Origin of the sequence: Rickettsiella endosymbiont of Rhagonycha lignosa, from assembly GCF_964031165.1 — a bacterium.
GTDB lineage: Bacteria > Pseudomonadota > Gammaproteobacteria > Diplorickettsiales > Diplorickettsiaceae > Aquirickettsiella.
The window spans coordinates 542,115-558,424 of the sequence record NZ_OZ035011.1 but is presented as its reverse complement, the minus strand read 5'-3'; the positions used below and the strand labels follow the sequence as shown (position 1 = coordinate 558,424).

Below are 16,310 nucleotides of genomic sequence, written 5' to 3'. Positions count from 1 at the left end.
AAATTTTATGACAAAAACTATCATCATTGTAGGTTGCCAATGGGGCGACGAAGGTAAAGGGAAAATTGTTGATTTGCTAACGCAACATGTTAAAGCTGTCGTGCGTTTTCAAGGTGGACACAATGCGGGACATACCTTAGTGATCCAAGGTAAAAAAACAATCTTACGTTTAATTCCTTCTGGAATCTTGCATGCTGGCGTAGAATGTTTAATTGGGAATGGCGTAGTAATTTCACCTGAAGCCCTACTCAAAGAAATGGAAGAATTAGAGCAACAAGGCATCCCTGCACGGTCACGCCTAAAGCTTAGTGCAACCTGCCCTATTATTTTACCCACACATATCGCACTTGATGAAGCACGTGAAAAAAGCGGAAAAAATGCCATTGGCACTACCAAACGCGGTATTGGACCCGCCTATGAAGATAAGGTAGCACGACGTGGCTTACGACTCTGTGATTTTTTTCATCCACAACAGTTCGCTGAAAAATTAAAAATACTATTTCATTATCACAATTTTATACTCGAACACTATTATCAAACTCAAACTATTGATTACGCAAAGGCTTGCACGCAATTATTAGCACTAGGCAAACAGTTAGTTCCTTTAATTACCGATATTCCTGCGCTTTTAGCTGAATATCATCAAGCAAAACAAACTTTATTATTTGAGGGCGCACAAGGTACATTTTTAGATATCGATCAAGGCACTTATCCCTATGTCACTTCCTCCAATACCATTGCTGGCTCTGCAGCCACAGGTAGTGGTTTAGGAATCCGTTGTTTTGATTATGTATTAGGCGTTAGCAAAGCATATAGTACACGCGTCGGTAACGGTGTTTTTCCAACCGAGTTACTCGATCAAGACGGTGATAATCTCAGAGATCGCGGCAATGAATATGGAAGTGTCACCAAACGTCCACGTCGCTGCGGATGGTTGGATACCGTGTTATTGCGCCGAGCAATCCAGCTGAATAGTGTCTCCGGTTTATGTCTAACTAAATTGGACGTATTAGATACACTAGCCACAATTAAAATTTGCACGGCTTATCGATTAGGATCACAAGTACTAACTGACCTGCCTTTAAATCCAGAAGATCTCATGCAATGCACTCCTCTGTATGAAGAACTCCCAGGATGGCAAACATCGACAACGCCGATTAAAGAATTTGCCAAATTACCACAAAATGCACAAGCTTATTTACGTCGAATTGAAGCATTGGTGGGCGTACCAATAGTCATTATTTCTACCGGTGCTGATAGAGATGAAACCATCGTGTTGGAGAAGATAGTTCAGTATTAGCTGATCAATTTGATTGTTAGTTATGTAAAATCCTTCAATATAGGAAAGTCTGCTTCACTTAATGGGAGATATGCATATGGAAGATACTTAATTACCACGAATACCTTTCATTTCAATATTCTCAACGCAAATAAATTAAAGTATTGCGTAACAAATTCCAGGTTCCCAGGTGAAACGTTGTAATTTCAAGGATGAAATACCCAATGTGTCACATAAAGCCTGAGTTTCACCTGGATAAGGCACTTGATTTAATTCGTCAAATACAATAATGCTTCCTTTCGGCATGCGAGGAACAACCATTTCGAGTGCAGTTTTAGTTGGAGCATAAACATCGGCATCAAGATGTAACAAACTGATAACAAGATGTGGATTTTCTTTTATATATTTTGGCAATGTTTCACAAATATCACCTTTCACCAGCTCTATTTTTTTAATCTGATTGATAAAGCGATTGTTATCGTAAACATTAATCGCTTCCTCAAGGGCGTCAATTTCTGAAAAACAAAACCCTCCCTCTCTTATATGCTCAGAAGATTTTTTTCCTTGATCAACTGCACTAATATGAGGAATACCTGTAAAACTATCAAAACCAATGATTTGACGAGTATAGTTCAAAGGTTCCAATATTGCAGATAATTGGGCCCAGGTAAATAAACTCTGACCGCTACATACCCCCAATTCAACAACAGAACCACAGACATCTAACGTTTGTTTAAAAATTTCGGTACGGGATAAAAATTTAGATAGCGTTTGACGACGAACATGACGCGCAAAACTTTCTATTTTATTAAAATTTGTTGTAGGAAATGTTTCAAATAAATTCGTATATTGATCTATTGCATCAAGATTATTTTGAGTTTGTCGATTCCACTCTATAAGAATATCGGGTGTTTTTATTTTTTTATTTATGTTTATTTTATCTTTCATTTTCATGGTTAAGCTCTAATTTTGTCAAATCTTGCAATCTAAAAATACAGGTTAATCTTGCTCGATTTTGGTCCTCATTTAAACACCCTGTATGAATCGTTTTGCTATGTAAAATACAAATATCACCAGGTAAATATTCGTTGTGCTCTAATAAATCTAAGGAATCAATATTTTCCTGAGATAAAGTAAAATCAAACTTAGCATTCTGTATTTGAATAAATATATACTCTTGTCTATGAGAACCACGTGCAAGTTTTATAGGACCCATTTTTTTGGTAATATGCACCATAGGTATCCAAAAAGTAATAGAAGATTCTGTGCCACGATTATACATGTAATCATTGTGCCAATTAATTACATTCCACCTATCACCAAAAATATCAAAACGCAACTGAATTCGAGGCCAAATTCCTAAATATTTAGCACGTAACAACTGTTTTGCTAGATTCAAAATTTTAAGGTTAGATGGTAATGCTAAAATGCCAGGTATATGTTGTAACCGATCATACAACTGTGATTGCTTAATTTTTTTTTGAGTTAATAATTTTAACAAATGTTGGTCTATATGTTCTCCTATCAAAAAATTATACTTACCATTAATCGCAGTTGAAAGTTCTAATATTTGCTGCTGAATAGCAACAATTTCATCGTGAGTCAAAAAATTTTTTAAAATCAAAAATCCATTTTTATCAAAACTACGAATTATTTTTTGGGTTACCGTAAAATTTTTATCACAAAAATAAATGCCCATAAAAATCCTATTCTAAATCAACCACTTTATTAACAATAAATGTCGGTCTTCCTTTAACTTCCTCATATATCATTTTTATATACTCTCCTAGCACACCTAAAATACAAAATAAAAAACCAAATAATAAAAAAAGTGAGCATAAAAGTGTAGCAAAACCTTTAAAAGGCCCAGCAAAAAAAAGATAATTAATAAAGACAATAATTAAAGAAACAAAGGAAATTAAAGAAAGAGAAATTCCTAATCCCGAAATTAAGCGAATAGGCACATAAGAAAACGAAAAAACAGCCTCAACAGCTAATCGCAATACAGCCAATGTATTTGCTTTCGAACGCCCTGCATAGCGTGGCATTCTATCGTATTCTATGCCGTAAGAGTTGAAACCCATCCATGCAACCATACCTCTTAAAAAACGTTTTTTTTCAGGCATATTGTTTAAAGTGGTATACACTTTTTTATCCATTAAACGATAATCAGCAACATTTTTTGGGATTAAGCCACCACTAAGAAAATTCATCCCTGAATAAAAAAGACAAGAATTAATATTTCGAATTAGGCTTCCTTGGCGTCCTTTAGTAATACCGTAAACATTATCAAATCCTAGTTCCCATTTTTCTATAAAAGAAAGAATTAATTCTGGCGGATCTTCTAAATCTGCATACATAGTGATAGCTGCGTCACCAATCGCATAGTGTAATCCCGCTGTTAATCCACCAAACACAGTAAAATTACGTGTAAGTTGAACAATTTTGAATTCGGGATATTTTTTATTTATCACAACCATTTTTTCAAATGTTGTATCAATCGAACCATTGTCAACAAGAATAACTTCAAATCGATATTGTGATTCCTTTTTTTTAAAAATAGACTTTAATCGTTCAGATAAAATAACAATACAGTTTTCTTCATTATAAGCAGAAATAATTACTGATATTAATTTCATATTATAAGTTCCTTAATTTTTTCTAAATGCTTAATTGAGTCCAAAAAGAAAAAATTGGTTTCGATTGTATTATCATTCATATAAAAAAATTCCATAAATTTATTATCTATTGCAGTTGAACAGCGATAGCCTAGCGAAACAATAAGGCAATAATATCATTGGGGTGATAGTTAAATTTTACTGACCATTTTCTTAACATTTCAGTAAAAATTATAGCTTTATGTTCACGAATAACATTGATTCCTCCGGTATATATCGTCAGTTCAGCGCCTTCCACATCACATTTGATAAAATCCAATTTTGTCATCTTTTGTTCAGAAAAAATCATCTATTTTTTATTGAGGATTTAATTTTTTTTAAATTGTTATTTTCTAGCAATTTTTTTCTGAAATATTCGTTGAAAAATTCTTATCTATATAAAAATTAAGTTTTTTATTTTTATTTGAAAAACCAAAATTATATGAATAAATATTCGATAGATTATTTAGATTAATTTTTTTTTCAATAACTTAAAAGTATTAGAAATAGATTCAAACGCATGCACAACAACGGTTTTTTCATGATGAGCCATATTCATCGTATATCACCCAATATTAGCGCCTATATCAAAAAATATATCGTACGGTTTGATTAATCTAAATAATATATCGGCATTTTTTTTCATAATAATTAAAATTTAAAATTTCTATGAGCGCTACTCACTTATCTAATGATTCACAAAGTATTTTTAGCCCATTGCTACGTATTGTCATAACCAAATGATCATCTTGAATAGCAATATGAGATATATTTGTTTTTTATAAAATGAGTATAGTCGAACAAATGTTATGCAATGCATACATTTCATCAATATAACGCTGCTTATCTAAATTTCCAATATAAAAGGTTTACGGCAATTAAGTAAACTCACCAAAGTTCCTCACAGTTCTTATAGCCTTCATCAACTGATACTTTTGATTGTCAACCTAATTGCTTTACTTGAGATGTATCAGGGTAGGACACTGCGCCAGCAAAATAATATGGATTATCAATACAAAAGCTTCAAGACTCTGTGCTTCATTGCTTATATAACATTTGCTATTTCCTTAGCTTTAAATCTAAACGAAGAGATTTTTTTTAGCTTATTAAATATTTGATTTTATCTGACAGTAAGTATAATCAATTAATATTGATCTCATAAAATACATTTGTTCATAAAAAATTAAATATAATTCCAAAAAAAAGCCAACAGTCATTAAACCCCGTATGCTCTGTTGTCAATACCTTTTTTTCCCTGCTAAAACCTCATTGTTGAATCTCCTAGCCTAAACCAAAACTGTATTTTCAATTAAGCTGTGCTTTTTATCCCATACTTTCCAGGGTGCTTTACCTGAAGACCAAAGTTCTTCTAAAAAAATTTTATCCCGTAACGTATCCATAGGATGCCAGAAGTCTTGATGACAAAAAGCAGACAATTCTCCCTGCTGAGCTAATGTTTCAAGTGGTTGTTGCTCCCAAATAGTATAATCATTATCAATATAATGGAGAACTTTAGGTGATAGGACAAAAAAACCACCATTGATCCAAGCGCCATCTCCTTGAGGTTTCTCTTTAAAAGCTATTACTTTTTTATCTTCAGCTATACTTAATGCCCCAAATCTACCTAAATTCTGAACAGCAGTTAACGTCGCTAATGTATTTTGCTGTTCATGATAGTCAATAAGTGCTTGAATATTAACATTTCCAAGTCCATCGCCATAGGTAAAACAGAAATTATCACTACCCAGATATGGAAGCGCTCTTTTCAGCCGACCTCCTGTCATCGTTTGTTCGCCTGTTTCAACTAATGTTACCCGCCAGGGCTCTGCATTATTCTGATGAATTTTAGTCTGATTTTTAGTGATATCAAAAGTAATATCCGATGTATGTAAATAATAATTAGAAAAATACTCTTTAATGAGATAACCTTTATAGCCTAGACAGATAATGAAATCATTAATTCCAAAAGCTGAAAATATTTTCATAATATGCCAAATTATTGGCTTACCACCAATTTCTATCATAGGCTTAGGCCGTAAGCTAGTTTCTTCACTAATACGAGTCCCTGTACCACCTGCTAAAATAACTGCTTTCATAATCTTCCTTAAGTAATGTGAATTCCATGAAAAAATATGGTAGTAATAACTTATTGTTTTATTTTTAAAATTCTCATAAAAAAATTAAACTTTTAAAGTTTCAGACTTTGGATGCAAGGGAATATACATATTTTCACGAAGCTCTTCCCTAGAAAGCAAAGGAGATAAGTCCTCTAAAGGTGGTGAAATAATAGAACCATCTTTTTGTAAAGTAAGCGATAACTTGGGAAAGAATAGTTGTTCTGGATGCGTAAAAATCTCACAAATTACTGGTTCTGATAAATTTTGTAATGTTGGTATAACTGACTCAAAATCATCCCAAGTTTTAATTTTAAAAGAAACAATACCAAATGCTTTAGCAACTGCTGAGAAATCGGGACAGCTTACACCAGAATTTTTATTAGTTCCAGAATATCTACCAAATAGTGCTTTTTGAGTATGTTTTATCATAGTATATCCATCATTATTATAAATAAAAATTTTTATTGGTAACTTATGATGTACAATTGTTTGTAATTCTTGCAAATTAAGCATCATGCCACCATCGCAGTGAATACATATCACTTCTCCCTTTTTAGTTGCAAAAGAAGCCCCTATTGCTGCAGGAAGCGCATACCCCATTTCAGCCAGTCCTGCGGAAGTGATCAAGCGTTGACCTTTTTTTATTTGTAATAATTGATGGGTAGTCAACATTGCAGTACCGATATCAGTAACAATAATTTGATCAGGTTTGAAAAAATTAGATAATTTATGAATAAATCGATATGAGTTAATATATCCATCTTTATCGATATATTGATCATTTAAATTTGGGTACTTTTGTTTATAAAAATTGCATTGTTGTATCCAAAAACAATGTTTTTCTGATAAAGTTTTATTCGAAGTATTATTAAATGTATCTAATATAGCTTGCATAAATTTTTTTGCATCGGCATGTATAGGTATATTTATTTTTTTGCCATATTTAATAAGTTCTGCTAAATCGATATCAACTAAGGCTAATTTGGCTTCCCTAACAAGTTCACTTAAATCATAGCCTACTTGTGAAGTTGCAAGACGAATTCCTATTGCTAAAAGAAAATCACAATTTTGCAAAATTAAATTGGCAGCTCTTTGTCCATAAACCCCAGGTCGACCAAAAACCAATGGATGATCTGAATCAATAAGATCTATTCCAGGCCAAGATGTTAGAATTGGACATCGTAAAGTATTAGTGAAAGTCTCAACTAAATCAATTGCACCCGCTAAACGTACACCATGTCCCAACCAAATAACTGGCCGTTTTGCCAATTTTAATTCATTTAGTACTTGCTTTACTTGGGGATGTTCAGCTGTTAACAACAATGGGTTGCTTGATTTAACATTAAATGAGTTAAATGGAAGCAAATTGCTTTCTGTAACTTGTGCAGCCTGTATATCCATAGGGAAATCAACCCAACACGGACCAGGTCTTTCATTTAAAGACTCATAATAAGCGATTTCTAAACATTTTAAACTTTCATTTGGATCTAAAACCCTTTTCGCATATTTAGTTACTTTATTAACCATCGAAATTGAATCGTATCCCTGAGTCCCCCACGTACGTAAAGCATTAGTTTCAATTATAAATCTAGAATGATCATTTCCTGAGATAATTAAGCACGGTATAGAATCCATCCAAGCACTCACAACTCCTGTTACAGCATTCGTTGAGCCAGGACCATTTGTGACAATGGCCGCAGATAATATACCGCATATCCGATAATAGGCTAATGCTGCTAAACAGGCGGCTTGTTCATGATGAACACAAATTATCTCTGTAAACCCTTTTGCCGTGATAGAATCAAATATATGGGCATTCGCGGATCCAATCATTCCAAATACATGACGTATCTTTTTACTATGCAAAAAATCTGCAATAACTTCACTTACTTTCATGAATTCCTTTCCGAATATAGTTTAAATTATTTTCTATCGCTAATTATTAAAACAACTAATTCTAAATTAATGCTCAATGAATAAACTAAGTACGAAACATACTGAAAAAGAAGAAGTCAAAAGCAGTTTTTCAAGAGTCTACCACATTTTTTACCATAAAAAATAAGGTCCTTCAAGTGTTTGGTCCATAATCATCGGAATATCTAATCAAAATGCATATAAAAAACTTATACCTGAACAAATCATTCCAAAAAATAAAACTAAACTTAAAGGTAGTGTACTATAGCCAATAATATCCCTTAACTATTCATATAGATAAAAATATTGTGAGAAACACTGTTAAAGTGGTAAATCAGAATTTTAATCTAGTGAATGTTAGGCCTCCTACAGATTGGAATGCAATGCATGGAACTGCCAATTATTTATACCTCTTCCATATAAAAGAAAATTTCTAAATTTAACTGCAGCAACACTTCATCGTTCTGGCTGGCTTATTGATAAAGCATTTCCTGCTAAAGAATTATGGACTGATTTTGACTTTGTGTACAAACGTACAAAACAAATAGAATTTGGTAGCTACTATGCTATTCGCTTCATCTCTAAGGCTCAATATAAAATATCTAAACTATTATGATTCTTATTAAATTTTAAAGTATAAAAATTTATGGTTATTATGACTCAACAATTAAATATTGCCTTTCAATTATCTATGTAGCAGAATTAGGCTTACTTAATGGAAAATACATATGGATGATACTAGATTGTTACGTGTACCTTATGGGATGACTGTTCATGGTGAAGAAGAAATTGCTGCTGTTATTAATGTATTAAAAACTTCAACGCAAATGGGAAAGCATGTTTCAGAAATGGAACAAAAAGTAGCCTGTTTATTTGATAAAAAATTTGGAGTTATGCTAAATTCTGGCTCTTCAGCTAATTACTTAGCTATTGAGATTTTGGGACTCCCTGAAAATTCAGAAGTTATTACACCTATCTTAACTTTCTCTACTACTGTTGCACCTCTAATACGCAATAAACTAATCCCTGTGTTTGCTGACGTCTGTCCTGGAACCTACAATATTGACACCAATCAAATTCTTGCACTAATTACAAAAAAAACAAAGGCAATGATGATTCCAAATCTTTTAGGTAATTTGCCAGATTGGCAACAAATAAAGGAAATTGCTGATAACTATAATTTAATTCTTATAGAAGATTCGGCTGATACCTTAGGTGCAACTTTCAATGGATATGCTAGCGGGCGCTTTACAGATATCAGTACAACTAGTTTTTATGGGTCTCATGTTATAAATTGTGCAGGTAATGGTGGCATGTTATGCCTTAATGATGAAAATCTGGCTAGTCGGGCTAAATTATTACGTAGCTGGGGAAGAAGTTCATCGTTATTTATTGAATCCGAAAACATTGAGCATCGTTTCAATAATACTATTGATACAATTCAATATGATTCGAAATTTATTTTTGAGGCCATTGGCTACAATTTTGAACCTTCTGAGTTAGGTGCTGCCTTCGGTTTAGTCCAATTGAACAAACTTAAAAAAAATATAAAATTAAGAGAACACAATTTTAAGCAGCACTACGATTTTTTCTCTGCCTATGAAGATTGGTTTATATTACCAAAGCAACTTATTAATTCAATCACTGGTTGGCTCGCTTTCCCACTTACAATTAAGGATAACGCCCCTTTTACGCGTACGCAAATGCAAATTTTCTTAGAAAAGAAGAATATCCAAACACGAACTGTTTTTACAGGAAACATTTTAAGGCAACCTGGATTTAATGCTATTAAACATAAAAAAAATGCCCAAGGCTATACCTATGCCGATCAGATCATGCGTGGTGGAATTTTAATCGCTGTTCATCATGGATTAACCACAGAAATGATCCAACATATTCATGATTCTTTTAAATTATTTACACATCATATCAGCGCTACCCATAAAAAGCTTTCTTGTGAATATGAACAATAATCTAATTAAGGTAACGGATTTTATAGCCAATACTCTCGCTAATTGGGGTATTCGTCATGTTTTTATGTTAACTGGTGGTGGTGCTATGCACCTAAACGATTCTTTGGGAAAACATCCAAATCTACAAATAATCTTTAATCACCATGAACAAGCATCTGCTATGGCTGCAGAAAGTTATGCGCGCCTTACTAATAAGATAGCTGTTGTAAATGTTACGACCGGCCCAGGAGGAATAAATGCTTTCAACGGAGTATTTGGAGCTTGGACTGATTCCCTTCCAATGTTGGTTATATCCGGGCAAGTTTCATATAAGACTACAGTACAAAGCAGTGGATTAAATTTACGACAACTCGGCGATCAAGAATGTGATGTTATAAAGTCAGTAAGTTCCTTTACTAAATATGCGGTAATGATTACTGATGCCGACGAAATTAAATATCAATTACAAAAAGCAGTTTATATTGCAACAGAAGGTAGACCCGGACCTGTCTGGTTAGATATTCCTATAAATATTCAAGGCACTTATATTGAAGAAAAGGACATGCGTTCCTTCTATCCAGAAGAAAAAAAAATCAATACAAATCTATTAAATAATCAAATAGAGCAACTGATAAATAAACTACAAATGGCTCAAAGGCCTATTATCATTGCGGGAAATGGTATAAGACTAGCAAATGCTCATCAAAAGTTTTTATCACTCATTAAGTTATTAAAAATACCTGTCACCACAGCTTGGAACGCACATGATCTTATTAACAATGATAATAAATATTATGTGGGAAGGCCAGGAAGCATTGGAGACAGAGGTGGCAATTTTTCAGTACAAAATTCTGATTTACTAATTGTTTTAGGTTCCCGACTCAATATAAGACAAATAGGCTATAACTGGGAAAGTTTTGCACGGGAAGCATTTAAAATAATGGTGGATATCGATCCGCTCGAAATGATCAAGCCAACTTTAAAAATTGATTTACGCATAGAATGTGACTTAGCGCAATTTCTAGACAAATTACAGCAACAAATTGAACATGTCTCAATTTCAGAAAAAAAAGAATGGCTAAGTTGGTGTAAATTTCGTCAAAAAAAATATCCCGTGGTTTTACCTGAATATTGGAAACTTAAATCAAAGATTAACCCTTACTGTTTCATGCATGTTTTAAGTGAAAAGCTAAAAAAAAATCAAATTATTGTCACAGGAAATGGTACTGCTTGTGTTACTTCATTTCAAGCCATGATTATTAAAAAAGGACAACGTCTTTATACTAATTCAGGTTGTGCCTCAATGGGATATGATCTGCCCGCAGCTATTGGCGCCTATATTGGTTCTAATAAGAAAAAAATCATTTGTATCACCGGCGATGGTAGTATTCAACAAAACCTGCAAGAATTAGCTACTATAGTCTTTAATCAATATCCTATCAAAATATTTATTTTAAATAATGGTGGCTACCATTCGATACGTCAAACACAAAATAATTTTTTTGGAAAAAAAACTATTGGTTGTGGTGAAGAAAGTGGTCTAGGCTTTCCAGATTTTAAAAAAATTTCAGCAGCTTATGGAATACCTTATTTTTGTTGTGATAAACATATTGATTTAAGTAAGACTATAGAACTTTCTCTACACTCTCATTCGCCAAGCATTTGTGAAATTTTTTTGACTCAAAAACAAAATTTTTCCCCAAAAGCTTCTTCAAAAAGGCTAATTAATGGAAAAATAATTTCTAAGCCCTTAGAAGACTTAGCTCCTTTTTTAAGTTCCGATGAATTAGCAGAAAATATGCTAATCAATTTAATACCTGAAACAGAATCGTGTTAATTAAATTAACTGGAGATAATCAAAAACAATATTATTTAATTTATTACTTTCTACAGGATGCAAAAATAAATTTCCTGGGCTTTTAAGAAGAACTAAATTAAGGATTCCTTTATAAATCTTTTTGTCTCTATTAACATTTTTAATTAGATCGTCAAAACAGAAATCTAAAGAATAATTAGAAAAAAAAATATTTTTTATCACATTATGAATACTTTCATAAACCTGATCAGACATAAATCCCAATTTTAAAGAAGTGTAATTAACAATATCCATACCTCGAGCGACAGCAATACCATGAGGAATAACATAGTTACTAGCCAGTTCTAAAGCGTGACCAAAGGTATGTCCGTAATTTAACAACCGTCTTATACCTCGATCATATTCATCTTTTTCAATAAACTTTTTTTTAATAATTAGGGATTGATAAATATAATTATATAAATCTTCTAATGATTCCGAAAAATTAAATTTTAGCTCTAGAATATTTTTCTTTCCAGATATCAACATCAATTTAAGTATTTCACCGTAACCTGAATATAACGCTTCGGTTGATAGGCTTTGTAAAAATCCAAGCCAAATAATAACTTTATTCGGAGGATGAAAAACTCCTAATTGATTTTTAAAACCATTAAAATTTAATCCACATTTAGAACCAATACAACTATCACACATTGATAAAAGCGTTGTTGGAAAAAAATGAATATCTAAACCGCGATAATAGATATGAGAAATAAAAATCGTAATATCTTGAATAATACCTCCTCCAATAGCTAAAATAGTCGTCGATTTAGTAACATTGTTTTCCTGCAATGATTTTAACAATAACTCAACTTGCGATAAGGTCTTAGCTTGTTCAGTAGCTTCTAAGGAAATAATTGAAAAGTCCGGATTTATCTTTTTAAAAAGATAACTATATTTTTTTAAAATATAGTTATCAACAATAATAACTGCTTCTTTAAAATTATTAAATTCATAAACTAGTTCATCAATTTCATTTATAAAAGTAACCTTATATTTTTTACTTTTGGAGATTATCTCAATATAGTTTTCCATTATTCTTCAAAGCCTCCAGCAGTATAACCTCCATCAATAACTATTTGTTGACCAGTTATATACCGATTGGATAGTGAACATATAAAATAAGCTACTTCCGCGATATCTTCTGAATTGGCTAGGCGACCTAAAGGAATTTTTGATATAAAAGATTTTATTTTTTCTAATGAATTATTGGTCCTTGTTAATTCAGTATCAACAAAACCTGGAGAAATTGAATTAACCTTTATATTTTTTTCACCTAGTTCGATTGCTAAACTTTTAACCATTCCATTAAGACAATGTTTAGAACTTGAATAAGAAAATCTTTTTTTTCTAGATAGAAACCCATAAATTGATGAAATAGCTAATATATAAGCATTTTCTTTTAATTTTGAATATTTGATCAAATGATTAACAATTTTATAAAATGAAATTGCATTTATAGTTAATGTTTTATTTAGATCTTCTATTAAAATATTCGAAATTTCTTTAGGCTCATTAATGCCTGCACAATGAATGAATATATCAATATCAGATAAAGTATTAAGATAAGTATCAACAGAATCCATGTTTAGCAAGTCCATTTCAATTCTTGTTGGATTAATAAGATGATGATCTTGCTTAAATTTATAGAGAATCGCCTGACCAATTTCTCCATTACCACCTGTAATAAATAAAGTTCGCAATTACTAAGTCCTTTTAATTTAACTAAGAATAAGTTGTCTCTGTCAAATACTCCTTTTTATTTTTATAAATTTCTGAAATAGAAGACTTATAGCGTTGCTCCATCATTTCAATTCTTTTTTTATCTTCATTAGAGATAGCCATATAATGATTACTTTTATTTTGTAACCAAAGTAATTCGAATTCAACTGCTTTTATAAACGCTTCTTTTGTATTATTAAGTGCATTTGGACAACTAAAAATTACTTTACGTGTTTCAAAACGGTCAATACCTCCGATTGGAAAAGCATTAAAAAAGCTAAGTGAGTCAAAAGATACCCCACCACCTATAACCACAGTTAACCCCTGTTGTTTAGCTTTAAAAGATATTTCTAGAGCTATCTCGAGAATTTCCTGACTATTAACATATGCTCGGTCTAGTCCAAGAGAACCGCACATATCCACGCGACCTATAACTACTCCATTTAAAAGATGTATTGAAGGTACTTTAAGCATTTCTGAAAAATTCTTGGCAGCTGTATATGTTTCAATATTTATTAACAGTTCTACGGAATCTAAAATATTTTTAAAAACAACCTGCGAAGCATTAAGATATTTTTCTAGTGCATAAGGTGTTTCAATCATCGGGCCAATAATACGTCGCGCGCCAAGATTAATAGCATCAAACATATCTTTAATTGCTTCACAACCACCTATTTTAATATTAAGATCTAGATTTGCTAAAGACGTTACATCTTTTAATCTCATTGCTTCTTCAATACGTGTACCTTCTGCTTCAAATTCTGCTTTAACACCCTCAACATTATGATTTTTTTTTAAATCATTTAACAGTAAAACCATACTTTTCTCTAAATGTTGCATATTAAAATCCTTTTAATAAAACAGTATTTAAAATCAATGATGAATAATAATTTAACTAAATTTTAATATATTAATTTTCAACAAAATTTGTACGTTCACTTTCTATAACTAATGGTCGATTTAAAACTTGGGTATGAATTGCCAATATGTATTCGCCCAATATACCCATTAATAATATTTGAAATGAAAAAAATAAAAAAGATCCTATCAATAACGATGAAAAGTTAAAGTAAGTATTTTTCCATAAAAATATTTTTAAAAATATATGTATCAAAACAATTAGTAAACTTACACTCGATAAGCTCAATCCAAGAAATGTGACTAAACGTAAAGGCAATTTCGAATGATTAACAATACCTAAAATTGCCACATCATATAATCGATACAATTTTAATCTGGATTTACCGCTTTTACGTTTAGGTTGTCGATAGGAAACTTTTGCTACATCAAATCCAATCTCAGAAATCATACCTCTAAAAAATGGGTTTACATCATTAAATGTTTTTAGGATGTTTATGATAGATTTATCATATAAACCAAAGCCCGTATAATTACAAATTATCTCTCCGTCGTTTAACTGTTTGATTAGTTTATAGTATAATTTTCGTATATAAAAAAGAATGAAGAATTCGTCGCTCCTTTCTTTAATACCCGCTACAATCTTAAACCCTTTTTCCCATCTTTTTATAAACTCTAGAATTAACTCCGGAGGATCTTGTAAGTCGGCCGAAATCGATATGATCGCATCACCCTTTGCTTGTAATATGCCATGATATGGGGACCTTAGCCAACCAAAATTTCGAGAGTTTTTTATTATTTTTATATTTTTATCAGTTTGAGCAATATGTTTCAGCAACTTAACTGTATTATCAGTAGATGAATTATCAATAAAAATGTGTTCATATTGATAATGTTTCAGTTGAGTTAAATTTTTTCTTACTTCCTCATATATATTGTAAATATTATTTTCTTCATTAAAACATGCGGTAACGACTGAAATAAGTTTCATGTCATATTACCCATTTTTTTATTTCTTCAATATGTTTATCTTCATGCAAAAAAAAGAAATTGGTATCTATAGTATTTTCATCCATAGCGTTAAAAATCGATAAATTTTCTTCATTAATTGTAAAACAACAATAATTTAAATCAGTTAATATTTTAATAATGTCATTAGGATGGTAATTAAATTTATGTGACCATTTTCTCAACATCTCTAAAAATATTATAGGTTTTTGCTTTCTAATCGTATCAATTCCACCTTGTATAACTAATATTTCGGCTCCTTCTACATCACATTTAATAAAATCTAACTGTTGGATACGGTTGTCTATCATGAACTGGTCTAATGTTACCACTTTAGACTGTACTAATTTCACTTTACTTGAATCTAAAAGTTTTTTTAAAGAAGTAGCACCTGATGAATTTGGATTAAAATAAAAACTGGCATTATTATTTTCATTAGAAATACCAAAATTATAGGTATTAATATTTTTAATCTCATTAAGTAATATATTATTATTTAAATTAAAAAATATTTCAGGTATAGGCTCAAATGAATGAATGGTAATACTTTCATCATGTTTAGCCACATTTAACGAATGAAATCCTATATTGGCGCCTATATCAAAGAAAATCATATTTTTTTTTAAAAATTTTAATATAAATTTAATTTCTTTTCTTTCATAAAATTCCAAACTTAATATTGCAAATGCAGCGGAGCCTTTATCCGGAGAATTACACTCCAATTTAATTCCATTTTTTAGAATAAATACTATATTTTCATTTTTAATCTCAATCCGGCTAATATCGGTATTTTTAATATATTTTGCAAAGTTAAACAGACTTAAATGGAGGTCGTATACCTGATCCATATAATCAGATTTAGTAAGTAATCCATCTTTAAATTTAGTCTTGCATTCGATTAAATCCATTTATAGAACCTCTTAGGTTGATATTAAATTAAGCTATTAT

Annotated in this window: 14 protein-coding genes; 3 read left to right on the top strand and 11 right to left on the bottom strand. The window is 31.3% G+C overall.

The window, feature by feature from the left end:
* The first annotated feature begins 7 nt into the window (after positions 1-7).
* Entirely contained in the window at positions 8-1,300 is a 1,293-nt protein-coding gene (locus tag AAHI99_RS02550) for an adenylosuccinate synthase (RefSeq protein ID WP_342228111.1), read from the top strand.
* A gap of 135 nt (positions 1,301-1,435) precedes the next feature.
* Here the strand turns inward: AAHI99_RS02550 and AAHI99_RS02545 are convergent, their stop codons facing one another.
* From AAHI99_RS02545 to AAHI99_RS02520, 6 genes are all read right to left on the bottom strand, one after another.
* On the bottom strand, positions 1,436-2,233 hold the full coding sequence (locus tag AAHI99_RS02545) for a class I SAM-dependent methyltransferase (protein ID WP_342228110.1): 798 nt from the start codon (positions 2,231-2,233) through the stop codon (positions 1,436-1,438).
* Entirely contained in the window at positions 2,217-2,978 is a 762-nt protein-coding gene (locus tag AAHI99_RS02540; protein WP_342228109.1) for a phytanoyl-CoA dioxygenase family protein, read from the bottom strand. The genes AAHI99_RS02545 and AAHI99_RS02540 overlap by 17 nt, the downstream gene beginning before the upstream one ends.
* A 7-nt stretch (positions 2,979-2,985) precedes the next feature.
* The gene (locus AAHI99_RS02535) at positions 2,986-3,918 is read right to left on the bottom strand and encodes a glycosyltransferase family 2 protein (protein WP_342228108.1); all 933 of its coding nucleotides are present in this window, start codon (positions 3,916-3,918) and stop codon (positions 2,986-2,988) included.
* 130 nt (positions 3,919-4,048) lie between these two features.
* A complete protein-coding gene (locus tag AAHI99_RS02530) occupies positions 4,049-4,246 on the bottom strand; it encodes an FkbM family methyltransferase (protein ID WP_342228107.1) in 198 nt (65 codons plus the stop codon).
* 976 nt (positions 4,247-5,222) lie between these two features.
* Entirely contained in the window at positions 5,223-6,032 is an 810-nt protein-coding gene (gene rfbF, locus AAHI99_RS02525; RefSeq protein WP_342228106.1) for a glucose-1-phosphate cytidylyltransferase, read from the bottom strand.
* An 84-nt stretch (positions 6,033-6,116) separates the two neighbouring features.
* Positions 6,117-7,949, bottom strand: coding sequence for a thiamine pyrophosphate-binding protein (locus tag AAHI99_RS02520; protein ID WP_342228105.1), 1,833 nt, complete (start codon positions 7,947-7,949; stop codon positions 6,117-6,119).
* 746 nt (positions 7,950-8,695) lie between these two features.
* On the opposite strand from AAHI99_RS02520, the gene AAHI99_RS02515 reads away from it, so the two are divergent.
* On the top strand, positions 8,696-9,940 hold the full coding sequence (locus AAHI99_RS02515; protein ID WP_342228104.1) for an aminotransferase class I/II-fold pyridoxal phosphate-dependent enzyme: 1,245 nt from the start codon (positions 8,696-8,698) through the stop codon (positions 9,938-9,940).
* Positions 9,930-11,756 carry a thiamine pyrophosphate-binding protein gene (locus AAHI99_RS02510; RefSeq protein ID WP_342228103.1) on the top strand — a complete coding sequence of 609 codons (1,827 nt, stop codon included), beginning with the start codon at positions 9,930-9,932 and terminating at the stop codon, positions 11,754-11,756. Before AAHI99_RS02515 ends, AAHI99_RS02510 begins: the two co-directional genes overlap by 11 nt.
* On the opposite strand, the gene AAHI99_RS02505 is transcribed toward AAHI99_RS02510, so the two are convergent.
* The 5 genes from AAHI99_RS02505 to AAHI99_RS02485 all read right to left on the bottom strand — a co-directional run bounded on the left by AAHI99_RS02505 (position 11,757) and on the right by AAHI99_RS02485 (position 16,270).
* Complete coding sequence (locus tag AAHI99_RS02505) at positions 11,757-12,809, bottom strand: 3-dehydroquinate synthase family protein (protein WP_342228102.1); 1,053 nt, start codon at positions 12,807-12,809, stop codon at positions 11,757-11,759.
* Complete coding sequence (locus AAHI99_RS02500) at positions 12,809-13,477, bottom strand: SDR family oxidoreductase (protein ID WP_342228101.1); 669 nt, start codon at positions 13,475-13,477, stop codon at positions 12,809-12,811. Before AAHI99_RS02500 ends, AAHI99_RS02505 begins: the two co-directional genes overlap by 1 nt.
* Positions 13,478-13,499: 22 nt before the next feature.
* Positions 13,500-14,336 carry an aldolase/citrate lyase family protein gene (locus AAHI99_RS02495; RefSeq protein ID WP_342228100.1) on the bottom strand — a complete coding sequence of 279 codons (837 nt, stop codon included), beginning with the start codon at positions 14,334-14,336 and terminating at the stop codon, positions 13,500-13,502.
* Between the two features lie 70 nt (positions 14,337-14,406).
* The gene (locus AAHI99_RS02490; protein ID WP_342228099.1) at positions 14,407-15,345 is read right to left on the bottom strand and encodes a glycosyltransferase family 2 protein; all 939 of its coding nucleotides are present in this window, start codon (positions 15,343-15,345) and stop codon (positions 14,407-14,409) included.
* 1 nt (position 15,346) lies between these two features.
* Positions 15,347-16,270, bottom strand: coding sequence for an FkbM family methyltransferase (locus tag AAHI99_RS02485; protein WP_342228098.1), 924 nt, complete (start codon positions 16,268-16,270; stop codon positions 15,347-15,349).
* Positions 16,271-16,310: the final 40 nt, after the last annotated feature.